Source organism: Melittangium boletus DSM 14713, from assembly GCF_002305855.1.
Taxonomy (GTDB): domain Bacteria; phylum Myxococcota; class Myxococcia; order Myxococcales; family Myxococcaceae; genus Cystobacter; species Cystobacter boletus.
This window is the reverse complement of sequence record NZ_CP022163.1, coordinates 3,400,538-3,421,870: the sequence shown is the minus strand read 5'-3', so window position 1 is coordinate 3,421,870 and position 21,333 is coordinate 3,400,538. Positions and strand designations below refer to the sequence as shown.

18 protein-coding genes are annotated in these 21,333 nt (G+C 69.2%); 7 read left to right on the top strand and 11 right to left on the bottom strand.

What is annotated here, in order from left to right:
- The first annotated feature begins 158 nt into the window (after positions 1-158).
- Positions 159-377 (top strand): DUF3185 family protein, encoded by a 219-nt coding sequence (locus MEBOL_RS14365; protein ID WP_095977959.1) that lies wholly within the window; start codon positions 159-161, stop codon positions 375-377.
- Here MEBOL_RS14365 and MEBOL_RS14360 read toward each other — a convergent pair.
- Both MEBOL_RS14360 and MEBOL_RS14355 read right to left on the bottom strand, forming a co-directional pair.
- Positions 374-1,909: a S8 family peptidase gene (locus MEBOL_RS14360; RefSeq protein WP_245919758.1), complete on the bottom strand. Its 1,536-nt coding sequence runs from the start codon at positions 1,907-1,909 to the stop codon at positions 374-376. The two genes, MEBOL_RS14365 and MEBOL_RS14360, sit on opposite strands and share 4 nt — an antisense overlap.
- A gap of 179 nt (positions 1,910-2,088) precedes the next feature.
- Positions 2,089-2,724, bottom strand: coding sequence for a hypothetical protein (locus MEBOL_RS14355; protein ID WP_095977957.1), 636 nt, complete (start codon positions 2,722-2,724; stop codon positions 2,089-2,091).
- A 111-nt stretch (positions 2,725-2,835) separates the two neighbouring features.
- Between MEBOL_RS14355 and MEBOL_RS14350 the strand changes: the two genes are divergently transcribed.
- The 4 genes from MEBOL_RS14350 to MEBOL_RS14335 are packed head-to-tail and all read left to right on the top strand — an operon-like array spanning position 2,836 to position 9,286.
- Positions 2,836-5,664 carry an FG-GAP-like repeat-containing protein gene (locus MEBOL_RS14350; RefSeq protein ID WP_095977956.1) on the top strand — a complete coding sequence of 943 codons (2,829 nt, stop codon included), beginning with the start codon at positions 2,836-2,838 and terminating at the stop codon, positions 5,662-5,664.
- Between the two features lie 15 nt (positions 5,665-5,679).
- Positions 5,680-6,453 carry a hypothetical protein gene (locus MEBOL_RS14345; protein WP_095977955.1) on the top strand — a complete coding sequence of 258 codons (774 nt, stop codon included), beginning with the start codon at positions 5,680-5,682 and terminating at the stop codon, positions 6,451-6,453.
- Positions 6,450-8,102 carry a GH3 auxin-responsive promoter family protein gene (locus MEBOL_RS14340; protein ID WP_095982786.1) on the top strand — a complete coding sequence of 551 codons (1,653 nt, stop codon included), beginning with the start codon at positions 6,450-6,452 and terminating at the stop codon, positions 8,100-8,102. The genes MEBOL_RS14345 and MEBOL_RS14340 overlap by 4 nt, the downstream gene beginning before the upstream one ends.
- Complete coding sequence (locus MEBOL_RS14335) at positions 8,099-9,286, top strand: aromatic ring-hydroxylating oxygenase subunit alpha (RefSeq protein ID WP_095977954.1); 1,188 nt, start codon at positions 8,099-8,101, stop codon at positions 9,284-9,286. Before MEBOL_RS14340 ends, MEBOL_RS14335 begins: the two co-directional genes overlap by 4 nt.
- 9 nt (positions 9,287-9,295) lie before the next feature.
- Here the strand turns inward: MEBOL_RS14335 and MEBOL_RS14330 are convergent, their stop codons facing one another.
- Positions 9,296-9,907, bottom strand: coding sequence for an AbfB domain-containing protein (locus tag MEBOL_RS14330; RefSeq protein ID WP_157774957.1), 612 nt, complete (start codon positions 9,905-9,907; stop codon positions 9,296-9,298).
- Positions 9,908-10,056: 149 nt separating this feature from the next.
- Here MEBOL_RS14330 and MEBOL_RS14325 point away from each other — a divergent pair, with 149 nt between their 5' ends.
- Positions 10,057-11,364 carry an MFS transporter gene (locus MEBOL_RS14325; protein ID WP_245919756.1) on the top strand — a complete coding sequence of 436 codons (1,308 nt, stop codon included), beginning with the start codon at positions 10,057-10,059 and terminating at the stop codon, positions 11,362-11,364.
- Here MEBOL_RS14325 and MEBOL_RS14320 read toward each other — a convergent pair.
- Positions 11,361-12,299 (bottom strand): hypothetical protein, encoded by a 939-nt coding sequence (locus tag MEBOL_RS14320; RefSeq protein WP_095977952.1) that lies wholly within the window; start codon positions 12,297-12,299, stop codon positions 11,361-11,363. The two genes, MEBOL_RS14325 and MEBOL_RS14320, sit on opposite strands and share 4 nt — an antisense overlap.
- Positions 12,300-12,529: 230 nt before the next feature.
- Here MEBOL_RS14320 and MEBOL_RS14315 point away from each other — a divergent pair, with 230 nt between their 5' ends.
- Positions 12,530-14,167 (top strand): sensor histidine kinase, encoded by a 1,638-nt coding sequence (locus MEBOL_RS14315; protein ID WP_095977951.1) that lies wholly within the window; start codon positions 12,530-12,532, stop codon positions 14,165-14,167.
- Between the two features lie 27 nt (positions 14,168-14,194).
- Here the strand turns inward: MEBOL_RS14315 and MEBOL_RS43625 are convergent, their stop codons facing one another.
- The 7 genes from MEBOL_RS43625 to MEBOL_RS14280 all read right to left on the bottom strand — a co-directional run bounded on the left by MEBOL_RS43625 (position 14,195) and on the right by MEBOL_RS14280 (position 21,196).
- Complete coding sequence (locus MEBOL_RS43625; RefSeq protein WP_170115508.1) at positions 14,195-15,406, bottom strand: tetratricopeptide repeat protein; 1,212 nt, start codon at positions 15,404-15,406, stop codon at positions 14,195-14,197.
- Positions 15,407-15,431: 25 nt separating this feature from the next.
- Positions 15,432-15,851, bottom strand: a complete 420-nt coding sequence (locus MEBOL_RS14305; RefSeq protein ID WP_095977949.1) for a hypothetical protein — start codon at positions 15,849-15,851, stop codon at positions 15,432-15,434.
- Positions 15,852-15,915: 64 nt separating this feature from the next.
- Entirely contained in the window at positions 15,916-17,022 is a 1,107-nt protein-coding gene (locus MEBOL_RS14300; RefSeq protein WP_095977948.1) for a hypothetical protein, read from the bottom strand.
- A 29-nt stretch (positions 17,023-17,051) separates the two neighbouring features.
- Positions 17,052-17,837 carry a hypothetical protein gene (locus tag MEBOL_RS14295; RefSeq protein ID WP_218920904.1) on the bottom strand — a complete coding sequence of 262 codons (786 nt, stop codon included), beginning with the start codon at positions 17,835-17,837 and terminating at the stop codon, positions 17,052-17,054.
- A gap of 71 nt (positions 17,838-17,908) precedes the next feature.
- Positions 17,909-18,379: an SRPBCC family protein gene (locus MEBOL_RS14290; RefSeq protein ID WP_095977946.1), complete on the bottom strand. Its 471-nt coding sequence runs from the start codon at positions 18,377-18,379 to the stop codon at positions 17,909-17,911.
- The gene (locus MEBOL_RS14285; RefSeq protein ID WP_095977945.1) at positions 18,376-19,947 is read right to left on the bottom strand and encodes a sensor histidine kinase; all 1,572 of its coding nucleotides are present in this window, start codon (positions 19,945-19,947) and stop codon (positions 18,376-18,378) included. Before MEBOL_RS14285 ends, MEBOL_RS14290 begins: the two co-directional genes overlap by 4 nt.
- Positions 19,937-21,196: a hybrid sensor histidine kinase/response regulator gene (locus MEBOL_RS14280; protein ID WP_095977944.1), complete on the bottom strand. Its 1,260-nt coding sequence runs from the start codon at positions 21,194-21,196 to the stop codon at positions 19,937-19,939. The genes MEBOL_RS14285 and MEBOL_RS14280 overlap by 11 nt, the downstream gene beginning before the upstream one ends.
- Positions 21,197-21,333: the final 137 nt, after the last annotated feature.

Below are 21,333 nucleotides of genomic sequence, written 5' to 3'. Positions count from 1 at the left end.
ACGCGTCTCACTCCTCTCGAGGCGCGCACACTAGCGGGTCGTGCCCTACCCAGGAGGGCTTTCCCTGGGGAATGTCGGAAGGTGCCCGAACGGTCATGAGAGTGTAGGGTGCCCGACACTCTTCCAGACACTCCTTCACCACCAAGAGGACAGACGCCGTGGGAATTGTCCGCATCCTGGGCTTGATGCTCATCGTCGCAGGCACCGTGTTCCTGGCGACCGCGTATCGCGCCACCGACTCGTTCGTGGAGCGCGCCACGCAGAAGGTCACCGGGCGCTACTCCGACCGCACCCAGCGCGACCTGGCCATCGGTGGCGCGGGGGTGGTGGGCGGCGTGTTGCTGCTCGCCCTGGGGGGCGGACGGCGGCGGCGCTAGCGCGAGAGCAGCCGGGGCATGGCGGCGCGCAGGTTGGGCTGGGGGCCGATGTGCTTGGGGCCCGGCACCTGGGGCGTGCCCGTGGCGCGCAGCAGCTCCCGCATCACGCGCGGCCGGATGGGGCCCTTGCCCGCGGCGCGCGCGGCGCCCTGCAACGAGGCCACCGCTCCGGCCACGATGGGCGCGGCGCTGGAGGTGCCGCTGAACGTGGCGGTGTAGGTGCGGTTCTCGCTCGCGCCGGACAGGTCGCCGTAGCCGAGCGTCACCACCTTCTCGCCCCAGCTGTGCACGTCCACGCGGCTGCCGTGGTTCGTCCAGCACGTGGGCGCATGGTCCGTGGAGGCGCTGGCGCCCACGAGGATGGCGCCCGAGTCGCGCACCGCGCGGTTGAAGGCGCCTCGGTAGACGGGGTCATCCAGGTCCACGCCGCCGTTGCCGGCCGCCTCCACCACGTGCACGCCGTGCGCGGTGGCCTGGGCGATGGCGTCGAAGTTGGCCCGCCAGTACTCCAGGGGCACGTAGTTGCACTGGCTCTGGTTGCAGGCGCACTTCTTCATGGCGCGGGGACCGGGCGCCTGCAGCTCCACCAGCACCACGCCGCCCCGGCCCACCGCGCGCGCCGCGTGGTGGATGGCGCTCGCCATGCTCTGGGTGGCGATGCCCTGGCCGCCCACCCACGCCTCGTGGGCGATGCCGGTGACGCCGTAGCCGTTGGACTGGCTGGCCACCACGCCCAGCACCGCGGTGCCGTGGTCGCGCCACTCCCCGTCGGAGAACGTCGTGCCCCCCTGGTGGAAGAAGTCCGGCAGATCCTCGTGCGCGGTGTTCCAGGCGCCCTCCACGTCCACGAGCTTCACGCCCGCGCCTCTCCCGCCGGGCACCGTCCAGGCGTAGCGCGCGTCGATGCCCATGGGCGCCGCGTCCAGGTAGCCCTGGCGTGTGTCATGGCGCGCACTGGAGGAGAAGCGGTCCGATGACACCTCCACGCTCGCCGCCCACATCACGGGCTCCGCGTAGGCGATCTCCACGCTGTCCAGGGCGTTGAGCTGCGCGATGAGCTCCTCCACCTCCGAGGCCTTCATGCCCGGCTCCAGCGGCACCTCGTAATAGAGGTCCAGGTCCGCCATCTCCTTGCCGCTCAGGTTCTCGGCGGAGCGCTTGCGCTCGGCGAGGGTGGCCTCGTCCTGGCGGAAGAGCCGCTCCGGGACGCCCCAGCGCCACGAGCGCTTCATCACCCGCTGGGCCTCGTTGAGGTCCTGATCGAGCCGGCCCTCGGAGAGCTTGTAGCGCGCCATGCGGCCGCGCTCCTCCTGGCTCCGCTCGCCATTCATGGCGCGAATCATCCCCTGCCGCAGCCGGACCCGGGTGCCCTCGTGGAACTTCACCACCACGCGCTCCACGGGCGTTTCCTCGTCGAGCTCGGGCGTGGTGGGCTTCACCGTGGACAGCCGGGGTTCGAGCACCTTGACGCCGCTGGCCCCCAGGGCGGGCGCCGTCAGAAGACACGCACCCAGCACCAACGCGCGAGCCATGAGGGAGTCAAGAGACGTGGCCTTCATCATCCATCCTTCGAAGAGGGAGGGCGAGGGCCGGATCCTCCGGCTCCTCGGGTTTTCCCGGAGCGGAAAGGCACGCCTTATTAACAGAAATCCTACGTTAAGGAAACATGGCGGCCTGATCACGAGTTCCAGGATTGAACGCCGCGTGGGTCTCAGCTCCCGAGTCCCAGGGCCACCGCGAGCAGTCCACCGAGGCTCGCGTAGAGCGGGACATTGCAAGCGAAGGTCATGCGGTTGATGCGTTGGAAGCGTGCCTGCTCCTCGTCGGCGAACCAGATGCCGTCCTCGCCGGTGGTCCGCCCCTCCACGGCGTGGAAGAAGAGCGCGGCGTAGACCACCTCGATGACGAGCGTCACCGCCACCAGCGCCAACAGGCACAGCGTCCACAGGTCCAGGGGCGAGGGCGGTGCGTCACGCCGCACGGCATAGAAGCCAAGGCCCCCGAGCACGAGCGCCAGGCTCAGCACGTCATGGGTGATGCCGTAGGGCGGCCGCCAATTCCGGGTCACGTAGAGCATGTACATTTCCACCGCGCCGCGGGCCCACATGAAGGCCGAGAAACCGCCGAGCACGAGCCGCAGGTGGGGATGCACGCCCGCGTCACTGGCCACGAGTGGACAGAGGAGGAACCACACGAAGACGGCGTAGAGCAGCCACGCCATCTTGGGGGGGGAGATGCGGCCGCCCTGGGCTTTCTTCACGTTCTGCTGGCGCCAGAAGAGCACGCCCGCGAGCACGCACAGGCCGACGAGACACGGGAGGAGGAGGCGCGAGAGCGGAGAGAGCATGTGAGGCCCGGATGGTGAGCAGGCTCGCGAGGGTGGATGCAAGTCCCGGGCGGCCTGGACAGGGGGACGGGGTCACGGCAGTCTCGCCGCGCGCTTCGGAGGCGCCCCATCATGAATGCCGAGCAGTCGATAGCACACCCGGTGCGGCCCCAGGCCCTTCGGTGGGGGTGGATCTGGCCCCGTTGGAATGATCCGCGCCTGCCCTTCGCGGCCATCCTCACCCTGTACGGTGTGCTGGGCTTTTCCTTCTTCGGCTTCAACCGCAGCCCCGCGCAGATGGCCGCCATCGTCGTGAGTGGCAGCGTGCTGGACGCGGGGCTCACCTGGCTCTTGCGCCGCGAGAAGGTGTTTCCACTCAGCGCGTACATCTCGTGTTGCTCGCTGGCGCTCCTGCTCAACTACTCCCACTCGAGCTGGCTGCTGCTCTTGCCGGTGTGGCTCACCATCGGCTCCAAGTACGTGCTCACCTTCGAGGGCCGCCACGTCTTCAACCCGTCCATGTTCGGCGTGGCCACGTCGCTGCTCTTCACGCGCGAGCTCATCACCGCGGCGCCCGCCTACCAGTGGGCCAATGGCGAGGTGGCGCTCAGCGCCTTCATCCTCATGGCGGCGCTGGTGCTCTTCTTCTTCCGCGTGGGCCGCGCGTGGCTGGTGGTGAGCTTCCTCGGCTTCTACGCCCTGCAGACGGCCCTGCGCGCGTACATCATGCGCCACCACCTGCCTCCGGAAGTGCTCTTCCTGGGCACGCTGGGCTCGCCGCCGTTCTTCATCTTCACCTTCTATATGATCACCGACCCGGGCACGTCGCCCAAGCGGCCCCGGGATCAGGTCATCCTCGCGTTCGCGCTCACACTGGTGGACCTGGTGCTCCACCTCAAGGAGAGCGTCTTCACCTTCTTCTACGCGGCGCTCACGTGCGCCACGGCGCGCTTCCTCTTCCTGCACGGCCGGGCCCTGTGGCGAAAAGGAGCCCGGGACTACCTCGCGGGCCTCGTGTCCCCCGGTCCGCTCAAGCGCCTCGGGGCGGTGGGCGGCCTGGGCGTGGCGCTCGCCGCGGGCTACGTGTTCGTCGTGGCGCCCACCCAGCACGCGCGCCCGCTCCCCTTCCACATGGAGCGCCTGGAGGCCTCGCACACGGGGCTGGGCTCCACCATGGGGGACGTGCTCACGCACGTGGATCCCCGCGTGCTGCACGTGTCCAAGTGGGTGCTGAGCGTGGGCGACGCGGTGGCCGCCGGGGACTTCGATGGGGACGGGAAGTTGGACCTGTTCCTCGCCAATCCGCTCAAGGCCGAGGGGGATCGCGCGGCGCTCTTCCGCAACCTGGGGGACCTGCGCTTCGAGCGCGTGCGGATGCCCATCCTGGACGCCATCGCCGCGAACTACACCCGCGAGGGCACCGCCTCGGGCGGCACCTTCGTGGACTACGACGGGGATGGGGATCAGGACCTGGCCATCGCCGTGGCGTTCGGTCCCTCGCGGCTCTTGCGCAACATGCTGCGCGAGACGGGCAGCGCCACCTTCGAGGACGTCACCACGAAGGCCGGCGTGGGAGACCACTCGGTGAGCATCGCCGTGACGATGCTCGACTTCGATCGGGACGGGCACCTGGATCTCTTCGTGGCCAACGCCCTCACCACGCACCTGCCGGGCTACGCCACGCCCACGCCCTTCAACCTCTTCAAGCTGCCCGAGCCCGAGTACCCCGATGACCGCCGCATGCTGCGCTTCATGCACAACGGCTGGCATGACGCCGACAACGGTGGGCTCAACGCGCTCTACCGGGGCCGGGGCGATGGCACCTTCGAGAAGCTGGACTCGGCCGCGCTCGGGCTCCAGGAGACGCGCTGGTCGCTCGCCGTCAGCACGGTGGACCTGAACCAGGACGGGTGGACGGACCTGTACATCGCCAACGACTTCGGTCCGGACGAGGTGTACCTCAACGAGCAGGGCCGTCACTTCCGCCGCGTCCGGGGCTCGCTGTTCGGCCAGATTGGCAAGGACACCTACAAGGGCATGAACTCGAGCGTGGCCGACTTCGATCGCAACGGCTGGCTGGACGTCTACGTGTCCAACGTGCACCACTCGCTCCAGGCCGAGGGCAGCCTCCTGTGGATGCTGTCCAAGGGCGAGGATCCATTCGTCCCCGTGTTCAAGGACGAGGCCACGTTCCGGGGCGCGCTCAACGAGCAGCGCTTTGGCTGGGGCGCGGCGGCGGGAGACCTGGACAACGATGGCTGGCCGGATCTGGTGCAGGCCAATGGCCACCTCGATGACCGGTTGGATCACCTCATCGACTCGGGCCGCAAGGACTATTGGTACATCAACCACAAGTTGATGCAGTCCGGTCCCGAGGTGCACACGTACGCGGACAAGTGGGGCGACATCCGCGGGCGCACCGTCTACCCGAACGAGGCGCGGCGCGCGTACATGAACCTCGGCGACCAGAAGCCCGGCCACTTCGTGGACGTGGCCCGGGAGCTGGGCCTGGATGCGCCGGACAACTCGCGCGGCGTGCTGCTCGCGGACCTGGATGACGATGGAGACCTGGATGCCGTCATCACCAATCAGCACGGGCCGGTGTCCGTCTACCGCAACACCTTGATGGAGGGACCGGGGCGGGACGCGGCGCACTTCGTGGGCCTGTCGCTCGAGGGCCATGGCGCGCACACGAGCCGCGCCGCCGTGGGGACCCGGGTCGTCGTGTCCTACGAGCACGAGGGCCAGCGCGTGGAGCAGGTCCAGGAGATGGGGTTGCTCGGAGGCCTGGGGGCGTCGGCGGATCCGCGCATGCACTTCGGTCTGGGCACCTACGCGGGGCCCGTGACGGCCACCCTCCACTGGTATGGGGGCGAGGTGCAGCAGGTGCGGCTCGACGCCGACCGCTACCACGTCATCCGTCAGGCCTCCACCACGGCGACCCTGCTCGACAGCCACTGAGGAGACGGCACACCCATGTTTTCCGCCTTGAAGGGGGCCACGGTGGCCCGGGACGCGCTCACCGAGCGGCAGCGCGCGCAGATGCTCTCCCTGATGCAGGTGTGCTACGCGGGCGTCAGCGCCGAGCGCTTCACCCGGGATCTGGCCGACAAGCAGTACGTCATCCTGTTGTCCGCGCGGCGCTCGGGGGAGCTGGTGGGCTTCAGCACCCTGCGCGTCGTCGAGGAACGGATGGAGGGCCGCGCGGTGGAGATCATCTTCTCCGGCGACACCGTCATCCATCCCGACTACTGGGGACAGAAGGAGTTGCAGGTCCGCTTCACGCGCTTCCTGCTCCAGCGCAAGCTGCGCCGCCCCTTGCGTCCGCTGTTCTGGTTGCTCTTGAGCGCCGGGTACAAGACCTACCTGCTGGCGGTGAACCACTTCCCCCGCACCGTGCCGCGCCATGACTGGCAGCCGCCCGCCGAGCGGCTGGCGTTCCTGAGCGGTTTGACCTCGCGCTGGTTCGGCGAGCAGTTCGATGCGGAGCGGGGCACGGTGCGCTTCTCGGACGCGCACTACCGGGTGCGCGAGGGCGTGTCTCCCATTGATCGCGAGGCGGCGAGCCATCCGCACATCGGCTACTTCGCGCGGCGCAACCCCGGCCACGTGGAGGGCGAGGAGCTGGTGTGTCTCGCGGAGCTGCGCGCGAGGGACGTGGCCTGGGCGCTGACGGGCTTCCTGGTGAAGCAGGTGCGCCTGTGGATGCGCCGGGGCCTGCGGTGGATGGGCGTGGGAGCGCGGGCATGATGTTGTCGGGCCTGATGGCGGCCCAGTCCCTCTCGGCGCTGCGCTTCCACCGGGCGCTCGCGCGTCCCGAGCGGGCCCAGGCCGGGTGTCTGTCTCGCGTCCTCGCCGCCGTCCAGGGCACCGCGCAGGCGGAGCGGGTGCGGGGCTTCCCGCGCGTGCGCACCGCGCGCGAGTTCCAGGACGCGGTGCCCCTCGCCACTCCGGATTCGGTGCTCGCGGACATCGAGGCCCTCAAGGCGGGAGCGCCGCGCGTGCTCACCCGCGAGCCGTTGTTGCGCTTCGAGCCCTCGGGGGGTTCCTCGGGTGCGTCCAAGTACATTCCCGTCACCCGGGGCCTGCTGAGCGAGTTCCACCACGGGCTCGCGCCGATGCTGTTCGACGTGCTGCACGCGCGCCCGGCGGTCCGCGCCGGTCCGAGCTACTGGTCCATCTCGCCCATCGGCCGCAAGCAGGGTCGGACTCCGGGCGGCACACCCGTGGGCAGCGTGGAGGACTCGGCGTACTTCCCCCGTCCCCTGCAACCGCTGCTCGCGCGTGTGTTCGCCGTGCCTGGGGCCGTGGCGCTGCTGCCGGACGTGGAGTCGTGCCGGTACGTGACGCTCTGGTTCCTCGTGGCCCGCGCGGACCTGGCCTTCCTCAGTGTGTGGAACCCGAGCTTCCTCTCGCTGCTGATGGATGCGCTGGAGCGGCACGGCGAGCGCCTGGCGGAGGACCTGGAGCGCGGGGTGTGCCGGCCCCCGGTGCCGGACAGCGTGGAGGTGAAGGAGGCGTTGTCGCGCATGCGCTTCACGCCCCAGCCGGAGCGGGCCCGGGTGCTCCGCGAGGCGTTGCGCTTGGACGCGAGAGGTTCCGTGCTCTGGCCCCGGCTCGCGCTGCTGAGCATGTGGACGGATGCCCAGGCGGCGCATGCCGTGGACGCCGCGCGCCGTCACTTCCCGGGCGTCGAGGTGCAGGGCAAGGGGCTGCTCGCCACCGAGGGGGTGGTCACGCTGCCGCTCTTCGCCGCCCCCGCGCCGGTGCTCGCCGTGCGCAGCCACTTCTTCGAGTTCGTCGACCCCGAGCACCCTGGTGCGCGTCCCCGCCTGGCCCATGAGTTGGAGACGGGGCGCACCTACTCCGTCGTGATGTCCACGTCCGGCGGACTGCTGCGCTATCAGTTGGGGGACCTGGTCCGGGTCGAGGGCTTCCACCGCGCCACGCCCTGCCTGCGCTTCCTGGGCCGCGCCGACTCCGTGTGTGATCTGGTCGGCGAGAAGCTGGCCGCCACCCGCGTCTCCCACGTGCTCGCCGCCACGCTGCCGGGATTGTTCGGCCAACGTCCGGCCTTCGCCATGATGGCACCCGAGTGGATGGCCTCCGCGCCGCCCGCGTACCGGCTCTTCCTGGACACGGACGCGCCCGAGACGCGCCTGGAGGAGGCCGCCCACGCGCTGGAGAACGTCCTGTGCGAAGGCTTCCACTACCGCTACGCGCGCGAGCTCGGCCAGCTCGGGCCCCTGCGCGTGCTGCGCGTCACCGACGGCGTGCGCCGCTACGAGGCCCGCTGCATCGCGCTCGGCCAGCGGGCCGGAGACATCAAACCCGCGGACCTCCACCGGCAGCCCGGTTGGACGGCCTGGTTCACCCAACAAGGAATGCCCCGCTCATGAGGAATCCCCGCGACGTGCCGCCGCTCGCGCCGGCTCCGGCCCCCACCGTGGACCTGGACGCCGAGGCGGACCTCACCCGCTGCGGCGCGCTCAAGGACTACTGGTACGTGGCGTGTCTCTCCACGGAGCTCACCTCGCGTGCCCCCCTGGCGCGCACGTTCTTCGGGACGAACGTGGTGCTCTTCCGCGACGAGCACGGTCGGCCCGTGGCCCTGCGCGACCGGTGTCTGCACCGCAACGCGCGCCTGTCCGCCGGAGCCGTCTTCGATGGGCGCCTGGGCTGCCCGTACCATGGCTGGGTGTATGACGGCTCGGGCGCGGTGGTGGAGGTGCCGTCACTCGGGCCGTCCCAGTGCGGTGAATCGCTCGACGCCAGGGGCCATGCGCGCGCGGGCCTCCAGGTGCGGCCGTGTGACCTGGGCCGGTTGCAGCGCTTCGACACGCTGGAGCAGGACGGGCTGGTGTTCGTCTTCATGGGAGGGGACTCCCAGCGCGCCCGCCGTCCCGCCTTCCGGGTGCCGTTCTGGGGCCAGCCCGAGTGGAGCGTCTACTTCATGGTGACGCGCTTCCCCAACGGGGTGACGAACCTGGTGGAGAACTTCATGGACGTGCCGCACACGGTCTTCGTCCACGAGGGGTGGTTCCGGAACACGGCGCGCAAGCGCGTGCCCGCCACGGTGAAGCGCTCCGAGGGCAGTGTGCTCGTCACCTACAAGCAGGAGCAGGACACGGTGTCGGGGCTCGGCCGTCTCTTCAACCCGAGCGGAATGCCCATGGTCCACACGGACCACTACGTCGCGCCCAACATCACCCGCGTGGACTACCTGTGGGGCGAGCGCAGCGGCTTCGTCATCAACTCGCAGATCACGCCCATCGGCCCCACCGACAGCCTCGTCTACACGGCCATCAGCTACCGGCTGCCGTATGACTTGCCGCGCTCGCTCGTGGGCCACGCCCTCAAGCCCCTGGTGCGCTGGTACACCACCCAGGTGATTACCCAGGACGTGGAGATCATGAAGGTCCAGCGCGAGGGGTTGCTCAATGGCCCCGGGGGAGGCGTCTTCTCCGGCACCGAAGCGGACCTCTTGCACTCGGACATCGAGGCCTATCGCCGCTGGCTCCTGGAAGGCGGTCACGGTCCGGGTCCGGCGGACGAGGAGCGCGACATCGCCTTCTGGATTTGAGCCCGGGGGTTAGAAGGGCGCCTCGATCAGGAAGGTCGCGTCCTCCTCGAACTCGTAGCCCGGCTCATCCCCGACGTAGAGGTAGCCCTCGAGGTGGTTGAGGTAGAGGCCCGGGAAGCCGCAGGCCTCGAAGCTGAGCTCGTAGGGGTCCGCCAGACCGGGCCGCGGGCAGAACGTGGCGTCCTCGGCGAAGGCCAGGTCGGAGCTCGATGCGTCCAGGAAGACCTCGCCGTTGCTCTGGTTCAGGTAGTAGCCCGGGTAGTTGGCGGACTCGAACGAGATGCAGCGGCTGTCGGCCAGGCCCGAGACGATCCGGAACGTGGCGTCGTCCCCATCGTAGGACGAGCGCACGGGGCCGAGGATGCCGCGGCCCTTGTAGTGGCGGACGTACTCGCCGGGGAAGGTGTACGACTCGAGGGAGACCTCGTGGCCGCGATAGGACGACAGTCCGATGAGGCCCGAGTTGCCCACGCCGTCCAGGGCGGGACACCCCGGGTAGTAGGGGGTGTTGTCGACCAGGTTGTTGTGGCCATGGCCTCCCTCGATGACACAGCCGGGGAGGGTCACCGCGGCGACCAACGACAGGGTGCGGACAATCCGCGAGGACAGGATGCGATCCATGGTGGGGATTCCTTCGAGGAGGAAGAGGAGTAACTGGTAGTTGCTCCTCAAGACGGGGATATCCGTGGATTATTCAAGGTTGGGCGGTCAGCCGCCAGCCGGGCTCCCGGCGGGTGAGGGAGGGGGAGGTTTGGGTTACAAGCGGAGGGGTGAATCCGCCTCTTCCCGACACCACCTCCGGTGTCCGCCAGCGCCTGCTGTCCATCTTCGGCGGCTCGGTCGGCAACCTCATCGAGTGGTACGACTTCTACATCTACTCGGCCTTCTCGCTGTACTTCGCCAGGTCCTTCTTCCCCCACGACAACCCCCTCGTCGAGCAGCTCAACACTGCGGGGGTCTTCGCGCTCGGCTTCCTCATCCGTCCCATCGGCGGCTGGGTCATGGGCCTCTACGCGGACCTGCGCGGCCGCCGCGCCGCCCTGACCTTGTCCGTGTCGTTGATGTGCCTGGGCTCGCTCGTCATCGCCGTGTGTCCCACCTATGAGCAGGTGGGACTCCTGGCGCCGCTCGTGCTCGTCCTCGCGCGGTTGCTCCAGGGTCTGTCACTCGGCGGGGAGTACGGCACCAGCGCCACCTACCTCACCGAGGTGGCCACCTCGCGCCACCGGGGCTTCTACAGCTCCTTCCAGTACGTCACGCTCATCATGGGGCAGTTGCTCGCCACGCTGACGCTGCTGGTGCTCCAGCGCCTGGTGCTCACGGAGGCGCAGTTGCAGGACTGGGGCTGGCGGCTGCCCTTCCTCATCGGCGCCGGGCTGGCGGTGTTCGGCTTCTACATGCGCCGCAACATGGTGGAGACGGAGGCCTTCCAGAAGGAGGCGGCCAAGGCCAGGCCGCACAGCCCCATGCGCGAGCTGTTGCGCCACCCGAGGGAACTGCTCCTCGTGGTGGGCCTCACCATGGGCGGCACGCTCGCCTTCTACACCTACACCGTCTACATGCCGAAGTTCCTGGTGGGCACGGTGGGGCTCTCGAGGAGCCAGGCCACGCTCGTCTCCGTGGGCTCCCTGTTCCTCTACATGCTCCTGCAACCCGTGTTCGGCTTCATCTCCGACAGGGTGGGCCGCCGGCCGGTGCTGATGGGCTTCGGGCTGTTGGGGACGTTGTGCACCGTGCCGCTGCTCACGGCGCTGATGCACACGCGCGACGCCTTCACCGCCTTCCTGCTGGTGATGACGGCGCTGGTGATCGTGTCTGGCTATACGTCCATCAACGCCGTGGTGAAAGCGGAGCTGTTTCCCGCGAGCGTCCGGGCGCTGGGCGTGGGACTGCCCTACGCGCTCACCGTGTCCGTGTTTGGAGGCACGGCCGAGTACGTGGGCACCTGGCTCAAGTACGTCGGCCGCGAGACCTGGTTCTTCTGGTACGTGACCGGCTGCATCTTCTGCTCGCTGCTCGTCTATGTCCTCATGCGGGACACGGCGAAGCAGCACCGCTTCACGGGCGAGGGCGGCTAGAACTGGTTCTGGCGCGCCTGCTCGAAGGGCACCCGGTGCTGCATGTACAGGGTGTCGAGCATGTGGTTGCTGATGAGGTTGGCGTTGCCGTCGGTGAAGCGGTGCACCACGGCGCCCTTGCCCGCGTCCTTCAGGAAGGCGAGCGGATCCACGCTGCCGCCCAGGCCCGTGAGCGTGGGCACCGCGTCCGCGTCGTTGATGTAGTGCACGTACTGGGGGCCGTCCGGGTAGCGCGTGGAGGCGGCGCCGAACGTCTCCACGCTCAGCTTGCCCATGAGCTTCTCGGCCTGGGCCTGGGACAAGCCGTCCTCCAACCGCAGGCGCTGCTGCACGTCATTGAGCGCCCGCGCGGTGATGAGGCCGCCCTGGCTGTAGCCCATCAGGTGCACTTCCCGGCCCGCCTTGAGCTCGTTGTAGACGGTGTTCGCCAGCGAATCCACGGCCGGGTTGCTGCCCTTGTCCAGCTTGTCCGTCACGCATTGCGCCAGGTCCGTCACCAGCCCCTGCGTGGCGTTGTGCACGCCCACCACCTTCGCGCCCGAGCGGTCCGCGATGGCCTGCATCTCACGCAGCTGGCCCTCGGCCGGCGTCATGATGCCGTTGGTGTAGAGGATGGTCTTGTTCGGGTTGGGGTTGTTCTTCGGCATCACCCCGGAGATCTGCCCGAGCGGCGTGCCCGCCGGGTACTGCTGGCCCCCGGCGCCCAAGAGCGCCCCATCGCTCATGCGGTCCGGCTTCGCGTCCCCCCCGAAGATGCGGCTGAGCTCGCGCATCGTCGTGGCCTCGAAGACGTCCTTGCCCATCTCGATGTTCTTCGGGATGTCCTTGATGCCGTCGATGACCGCCTTGCCCAGGTCGATGGGATTGAACAGCGACTTCTTGGACGCGGGGGTCGTCTGGGGCAGTGCGCTCCGGTTGGAGTTGATGGCGGTCATGGGCGTCTCGGGAGGTCGGGGGGAGATTAAATGCTCAATTTGACTATATTGTCGTACATGTCGGATTGAAGTTGCTACAGGTCGGCATTGCCGCGCCGCGTCAGAGGTTGCGCGGCGCGTCAGTCGAGGCGGGCGGGTGTCGTGGGGCTGACATTGCCAGTGCCCCTTTTCCTACACAACGCACGGGGTGTACTGCCCTCTGGCGGGGGGGCGGACCCATATCGCGGGGCATGCTTTCCCCAGGTCTCCTGTACGAAGACAATCGTCTGTGCGCTCTCGATCGGCACGGCATCCTCGATACGGCCGCCGAGCCCGAGTACGACGACATCGTGCAGTTGGCGGCGACCCTGTGCGGCGTGCCCGTGGCGCTCATCAGCCTGGTGGATCGGGAGCGGCAGTGGTTCAAGGCGAACGTGGGTCTGCCGGGCGTGTCGGAGACGGCGCGCTGCATCTCCTTCTGTACCTTCGCCATCGAGCAGGAGCAGGAGGTGTTCGTCATCGAGGACGCCCTCCAGGACGTGCGCTTCGCCACCAGTCCGCTCGTGGAGGGAGCGCCCCACATCCGTTTCTACGCCGGTGTGCCCATCCGCTCCGAGGACGGCTTCCTGCTGGGCACGCTCTGTGTCATTGACTCCGTGCCGCGCACCTTGAGCGAGGTGCAGCGCCGTCACCTGCTCGCGCTCCGGAGCCAGGTGGAGTTGTTGATGCGCCTGCGCCTGCGGGTGCGGCAGAGCGAGGCGCGCAACCGCCAACTGCTGGAGTCCTCGGGAGACGCCGTCTTCCTGCTCGACGAGGCGGGGCATGTGCTGGAGTTCAATCCCGTGGCGGCGCGGCTGCTCGGGCGTGACGCGGCGACGGTCCTCGGCGCGAATCTCGAAACGCTGGCGCCGGAGGGCGAGCGGGTCCTCGTGCGCGAGGCGCTCGAGGAACTGCTCGAAAAGGGCTCGGTGCGCGTGAACGACCTGGGGCTGCGCTCCGCGCGGGGCGAGCGGGTGTCCCTGGATCTCACGGGCTCGCTCCAGGAGGTGGGTGCCTCGCGGCGGCTGCTCCTGGTGGGGCATGACCTGACCGAGAAGCGATTCCTGGAGCGGCAGAGTCTCCAGAACGATCGGCTCGCGTCCCTGGGCGTGCTGGCGGCGGGCATCGCCCATGAAATCAACAATCCCATCGCCTACGTGCTCGCCAACCTGAGCCACCTGCGGGATTGGCTCGAGAGGTTGGAGCGGCGTCTGATGTCCCTGCCCGGTCCCTCGGCGGCTGTGAGCCATTCGCTCGGAGAGGCCCATCAGGTGGTGACGGAATCCCTCGTGGGCTGCCGACGCATCCGCGACATCGTGCACGACATGCGCTTCTTCTCACACACCTCGGAGGAATCGCTCACCCCGGTGGATATCAACGCGAGCCTCGACTTCGCGCTGCGCATGGCCGAGCCCCAGCAGCGAAGCACGGCGCGGCTGGAGAAGCGCTACGAGCCGGAACTCCCTCCGGTGCTCGCCAGCGAGAGCCGTCTGAGCCAGGTCTTCCTCAACCTCATCGTCAACGCGTTGCAGTCCATGCCGGAGGGCTCCTCGCGGGGCCACACTTTGCGCGTGTGCTCCGTGCGCGAGGGCGGCTTCGTGCGCGTGGATGTCTCGGACACGGGCCATGGCATCGCCCCCGAGGTGTTGCCGCGCATCTTCGATCCGTTCTTCACCACCAAGCCAGCTGGCGCGGGCACGGGACTGGGGCTGTCCATCAGTCACGCGATCGTGCGCAAGATGGGCGGCGAGCTGCGCGTGAGCAGCGAGCCCGGCCGTGGCACCACCTTCTCCCTGTTGCTTCCCCTGGTGGCGCACGCCGCCGAACCGATGACGGCGCTGGCCTCGTGACGTCTCGGCCCTGGTAGGACACCCAGTTCATCGTGCGTCTCGCTTCGTGCTGGACGTGGGGGCGAGCTCGCCGTGGAGGATGGCGAGCACGCGCGCCCGGGTGTCGTCATAGGAGGGCTCGCCCTCGAAAAGACCATACGTCTCGTGGGAGTCATCCGCGCCGTAGGCATCGAGGTGGAACAGGCGCGGCGCCGAGGGGTTCTTCTCGCGGGCGAACGCATTGGTGAAGGCATAGGAGCCGAGCGAGATGACGCGCTCGGGCCGCTCCAGGCCTGGGGCGAACACCTGGAATTCGTAGCGCCGCGCCCAGTCCCCCGTCAGCTCGAAATTCTCCACCACCACGAGGGTCTGCCCGGCTTCCCGCCATTGCTCGCGGATGAAGAAGTCCTGATCCACCCGGCCTTCCTGGCGCAGCTTGAGCAGGGCCGCTCGCTCGGCGTCACGTTGGGCGGTATGCCCGAGTGCCTGATTCAACTGCACGAGTCGTTCACGGGCCCTCCAGTCCTGGGGGACCAGGTCCGCCGCTTTCTGGAAGCACGCGAGCGCGGCCTCGAACTGGCCTTGGTCTTGGAGATGTCGTCCGGCGTGGGTGTGCGCGAGGGCGAAGTCCGGCGCGACGGTGCGTGCCCGCTCGAAGGAGGCCAGGGCCTCGTCGTCCTTGCCCTCGTCCTCGGCCAGCATCCCGGACAGGAAGAGGGTCTGGGCGTTGTCCGGCTCCAGGGCGAGGGCCCGCTCGAAGGCGGTGCGTGCCTCGGTGGGCTGGTGGAGTTGCAGGTGGAGCGTGCCCAGGAGCCGCCAGTAGCGGCCGCGGCCGGGATCGAGCTCGGTGGCGCGCCGGGCCTCGGCGAGGGCGGTGGGGGCCTGCTCCCGGCCTCCGAGGAAGAAGGCGCGCAGGTAGTGGGACTCGGCGGAGTCCGGGGCGAGTTCGAGCGCCCGCTGGGATTCCGCGCGGGCCTGTTCCTCGCGCTTGAGGGCGAGGGCCGTGCGCGCGAGCAGGGCATGGAGGCGGGCGTCCTGGGGCTGGTGCTCGAGGCGCGTCTCCAACTCCCGGGCGAGTGATTCCAACTCCTGGTTCCCCTGGGCGTTGCCCAGGAAGGGCTGAGCCCGGTCCAGACGGGCCTCGTAGGTGTCGCGCTCGGCATCGGTCAGGGGGCGCGAGAGGCGGCTCGTGGCACACCCGGGGCCCATGAGGAGGGCGACCAGCAGGGCGGCCCCCCGGAGGACATGGCGTCTGGACATCCCCGGAGCATATGCCGGTGGGAGTTCACGGTTGAATGGCGAGGATCCGCCATTGCTGGACATCGATCGCGTAGGTGGCGCCCATGTCGAGGACGGGGTCCTTCGAGTCACACGCTTCTGGAGCGAGGACGAAACGGACGAGCATGACTCCGTCGGAGGCGGGCGCCGCGAAGACGTTGTAGGACTCGCGCCGGTAGAGGCATTGTTCTTCGGCCGTGGCTCCAGAGTGGGGTTTGGCTCCCGGCGGACGGAAGTCGTCCATGGCGAGTTGGATGGCCGTCGCGGTGATGCCCGGAATCTTCAGGCGGGATTCAGCTGGCAGCTCGAGTGGAAACTGGAACCGGGCCGCTTCCTCGGGAGGCGCATGTTCGGGGCGCCTGTACCACTGGAGCAAGGAACAGGCGGAAAGCAGAAAGCAGACGGGGATCAGCAGCTTGGGCTTCATGGTGGCTCCAAGGGAATCGCGAGGTGTCTACTCATCGACGGGTTACCCACGGCATATCGAATACTCACGCCAGGGCCATCTCGAAGCCCGTGCGTCCCTCGGGGAAGTGGTCCCGGGGCCGGCTCGCGGGAGTCACCGCGTACAGGAGGAAATCCAACCGCCGCTGGAAGAAGCCTTTCAGCGCGGCCTGGAGCGGGTCTCCCTCATCCATGTACAGCGAGAAGAAGTGATAACCCCGGCCGTGGTGATCCGCGTACACCCGCTCCACGAGCGCTCGCAGGATGTCTGGGTCGTCTCCCTGGATGCTGGTGTTGCACAGATAGAAATAGTTGAAGTTGCCGCCGGGAGGGGGCAATCGCGGCGCGCGCAGCACCGTGGCCATCGCGTCGTAACCCCATTTCATCCACCGCATCGAGCCCCGGTACGCCAGCACCTGGTAGCGTTTGACCGCCTGGGGATCCCACACCGAGGTGCACCCCACCAGCGCGCCTTCCGGATCGAAGGCCAGGTAGCAACCCTCCACGTTCAGCCCCGGCCAGTTCGCCAGACGGTGCTCCAACTCGCCTGTGTCATACCGGTAGCCAAAGGCTCGCGCGCGGTGGTCCGCGTCCAGCATCGCGGCCATGGTGGGAAGGTCCTCGGGCGTGGCGCGGCGCACCTGATAGCGGCCGGGGCGAGGCGTGAGGCGCTGGGTGAAGTGCACGGACACCGCTCCGAAGCGGCGCAGGAGCGTGTAGCGCGGCTGCGCCACCCGGCCCGGCTTGCGCTTCACCAACGCGCTCAGCGCCGAGGCGTTGCTCGCCATGACCGCGGTGAGGAAGCCCTCCACTCCCAGCCGCTCGGCGGTCTCCTCCAGCACGGGCCCATAGAAGCGCGCCAGGCCCCGGCTGCGCCTCGCGGAGAAGCGTGTGCGCAGGTCTCCCAGGTAGCCCACCCGGCACGCCTGGCCATCGAGCCAGCCGTCCCGCACGAAGATCGTGCCCATGCCGTCCAGGCCGTCCTCCACCTCGTGCACCCACGACTCCGCCGTGCCGCGCTGCATGTCATAGAGGCGGAAGAAGTCCGGCTCGCGCCGCGTGGACAGCACCAGCTCCCCCTGCATGGGCACCGCGCCGAACAGGTCGAACAACTGGGGCGTGTCGTCTCGGGTGGCGCGTCGCAGCAGGCTCATGGGCGCGCGAGCCTAATCCACTCCCCTCGTCAGAAGGCGTAGCCCACGGAGAAGGACAGCACGGGCAGCCGCACATGCCGCTCGAAGGTCCTGTTCATCACGTCCTCGGCCCGGCGTGAGAACGTGGCGACGGACTCGGCGTCCTCTGGTGTGAAGCGAGGCTCCACCCGGCTTTGGGCGTCCAGCGCCACGGCCGCTCCCAGCGCGGTGCGCGCCGTCCAGTGGGCGCCCAGCCGCCAGCGCCAGCCCACCTCCACGTCCAGCAGGTGCAACACCGTGCGGACCCGGTAGTCCCGCTCGAGCACACCCTCGTCCGAAGGCGCTTCCACGCCCGTCAGGGCCGACAGGACGTCTTCCGGGCTCGTGTTTCCGCCGAACGCCACCCGGCCGTAGCCCGCCTCCACGTAGAGGCCCGCGTTCGCGACCGGGCGCCAGCCCAGGTGCGTGCGCCAGACGAACGAGCCCCGGAGCGTGTCCTCGAGGAGGTCCGCCTCGTTCCGGTCATAGGCGCCCAGGAAGACGGAGGCGCTGTTGATGGCCCGGACGTACGCCGAGGGTTGGTAGCCGAGCGAGGTCGACAGGCTCAGCCGGTGCCAGGGCGACTCGATGCCCAGCCTTCCTCCCACCGACAGGGGAAGGTCCGTGTTCGCCTCCAGCGTGGCGCCCCAGCGAGGCGTCTCCGGAGGGGGTTGGGCCCCCGCGGCTCCGGCTCCCAGCACTCCCAGGAGTGCTCCCAGCGCGCCCGTCCTCGTCGCCCTGTCCAATCGCCCCTCCCAGGCCCGTGCGTCCACCCCCGTGATGGCGCCTTCTCGCAAGGGTGGCCACACCCGGAGTCCCTGGCCATCCCCGTGCGGCGTTCGCCGGTGGGCGGGCGGACGGCCGGGCCCTAGGGCGCCCTGCCTTGCTCCACCCAGCCCTTCAGGCCCTCGGGGCCCATCAACGTGCGCCAGCCCTCGCGCAGCCGCGGCACGGTGTTCTCGTCCAGCCGGCCGAACACCGCGTCCTCCACCTTCACCACCGTGGCCTGGCCCTTGGACGTCAGCGACACGCGCACCGTGGTCGTCGCGGGGCCGCCAAAGGCCGGCGTCAGGTGTCCGGCCATCTCCAGCATCGAGGGCGGGTCCACCACGAGCACCGTGTACCAGAGCGCTCCGGCGTCCTGCCCCCAGTCCTCGTACACCCGGCCGCCCGGCCGCGCCTCGAACACGAAGCCCTTGGGAGAGGGGCCCACGTAGAAGGAGCGGGGCCACCACTGGCCGGTCTGCTCCACCAGTGCCCGCCATACCCGCTCCGGCGAGGCTTCCACCGTCACTTCCACCTCTACCTGGGCCACGCCCACGCTCGTGCCTTGCGTCATGTGTGTTCCTCCTTCGCCGGGGTCCGCTCCTGTTGGGTCTCCGCGCGAGGGTTGTCCCGCGGACGGGCGCTCGCGGAGGGCGCGTGGCGCGGCATCCGGACGGTGAAGAGCGTGCCCTCCTCCGCGTCCGATTGCACCGAGATGCTGCCCCCATGGGCGTGCACGATCTCCTGGGCGATGTAGAGCCCCAGCCCCAGTCCGGACAGGGGATCACTCGGCTTGTCCTGCCTGCCCGCGCGCCGGAAGGGATCGAACAGCAGGGGCACGAACTCCGGGGGAATGGGCTGGCCCTGGTTGCGGATGCGCATCACCACGCCGTCCTGCTCGCCCTCCAACATCACCTGCACGGGTTGGCCCGTGGCGCCGTGCTTCAAGGCATTGGTCACCAGGTTCTGCACCACCTGGGACAGGCGATCCCGATCCCAATCACCCAGCCCGTCCCCCACGGTGTTCAGCCGCAGTGGGTTGTGGGGCGACGTGAGTTGCAGCTCCTCGGTGACCTCGGCGGCGAGGGCGAAGAGATCTCCGGGTCGGCGATCCACCGGGATGCCTCCGCCCAGCCGGCCCCGGGTGAAGTCGAGCAGATCCCCGATCATCCGCATCATGCGCTCGGCGCCCTGGTTGATGCGGGCGGTGGATGTCTTCACCTTGTCATGGGTCACCTGGCGCGCGAGCAGTTGCGACTGCAGGAGGATGGCCTGCAAGGGGCTGCGCAGGTCGTGGCTGACGATGCCCAGCAGGCGCTCGCGGAACTCGTTGGCCCGTTGTTGCTCCTCCTCCAGGCGGCGGCGCTCCGTGGCGTCGCGCAACACCATGGCGAAGCCTCGCAGCGCTCCTCCCTCCTTGTGCAGGGCGCTCACGGTGATGTCCGCCCAGAAGCGGCTGCCGTCGCGGCGCAGTCGCCACCCCTCGCCCGTGTACATTCCTCGCTGCTCGGCCCGCTCCATCTCCAGGGCGGCCGGCGCGCCCCGCAGCTCCTCGGGGATGAGCAGCTCGCGGAAGGGCCTGCCCAGCACCTCGGGCTCGCAATAGCCGGTGATGGCCTCGGCCCCCGCGTTCCAGGTGGCGATGCGCCGCTGGGCGTCCAGGAGGAAGATGGCGTGGCCGTAGACGCCCTCGATGACCAGGCTCAGCGTCTCGTTGGACTCCTTGAGCGCCTGGCGCTGGCGGGTGCGCTCCAGGGCGAAGCGCAGCGAGCGCGGCAGCATGGCGTAGGACTCGGGAGTCTTGGGCAGGTACTCCTCGAGCCCCTCCTGGACCGCCTCGAGCGCCTGCCACTCCTTGGCCGTGCCGGTGAGCATGAGGACGGGGATGCCCGGCCAGGTGCGCTGGGCGTCGTGCAGCAATTCCAGGCCCGTGGTCCACGGCAGCATGAAATCCACGAGCACGGCGTCGAAGCGCTCCAGGGTGAGGGCCCGGTGCCATTCGGCCTCCTCGCTCACCTCCTCGAGGTGGATGCCTGGAAAGGCGCGCTTGAGCACGCGCACCGCCATCAGGCGGTCCGCGGGACTGTCGTCGACGATGAGCACGCGCAGGTGCCCGAGCGCCTCCGCGGGCTCATGCCTCATGTGAGCCGCCTTCCCCCGCCTCTCCTCCCGCCACGCAGGGGAGTTCGACGGTGAAGACGGAGCCTTGCCCCGGAGCGCTGTCCACGTGGATGCGTCCGCCCTTCGCCTCCACCACCTGCCGCGTGATGAACAGGCCGAGGCCCAGCCCTCCATAGTGCCGCTCGGACACACCCCGCTCGAAACGGCCGAAGATGCGCGCGCGCACGGACTCGTCCATGCCGATGCCCTCGTCGCGCACGCTCAGCCGCGCCCACCCGTCGTGCTCCTCCAGCCGCAGGCGCACCGTGCCTCCGGCCCCGAACTTGAGGGCGTTGGACACCAGGTGGGTGATGATCTGCTGGAGCCTCAGCACGTCCCACTGGCCGAGCACGCGCGCGGGCAGCTCCAGCTCCAGCGTGCAGTGGGCGCTCGCCGCCTGGGTCTCGAAGGCCGAGACCACATCGCGCACGATGGCCACCAGGTCGACGTCCCGCTCGCGCCGCAGCATGAGCTGTCCATGGGCGAGGCGCGTGGCATCCAGCAGGCTGTCCACCAGCCCGGTGAGCCGCTTCACCTGGGCATTGGCCGCGTCCAGGTGCCCGAGCATCCGCTCCACGTCCAGCGCGTCCTTCTTGAGCTCCTGCCGCATGACGTGCAGCCGCAGGGCGAGGGGCGTCAGGGGCGTGCGCAGCTCGTGGCTCGCCACGGAGAGGAACTCGTCGCGCAGGCGCACCGCCTCGCGCAGCTCCACCACCAGCCGCTCGCGCTCGGCCTCGGCCCGTTGCCGCCGGGCCTCGGAGCGCTCGCGCTTGGCCTCCAGTATCTCCCGGGCCCGCTCGCGCAGGGCGAGCTGCTGTTGACGCAGTGCTTCCCGCTCGCGGTGCAGGTCCACGAAGACACCCACCTTGGCGCGCAGCACCCGGGGGTCCACGGGCTTGCGCAGCCAGTCCACCCCTCCCGTGTCGTAGCCATCCGCGATGGATTCCTCCTCGCGCTCGGCCCCCGTGAGGAAGATGAGGGGCACGGACCTTGGCGCGTCCTGGGCACGCAGCCGCCGGGCCGTTTCGATGCCATCGAGCCCCGGCAACCGCACGTCCATGAGCACGAGCGCGAAGTCTTCCTCTTCCCAGCGGGCGAGTGCTTCCTCTCCCGAGTTGCACATCACCAGTCGCAGGGAGAAGGGTTGGAGATGCCGCTTGAGCGTCTCCAGGTCGGCTGGCTGGTCGTCCACCAGCAGGACACTGGTGTGCGGAACCTCCCTTGCTTGCACGGCGCCTCCATCCAGTCCGTTCCGCCCCGTAGCAGACGGAATCTGACTCATCGAGAAGAGTTGTCACTCCCCGCCCGCGCGAGCGTTCCGCAACCAACACGGCATGACGCCGCGCTTGTCGGACGGGGGGGGCCGTC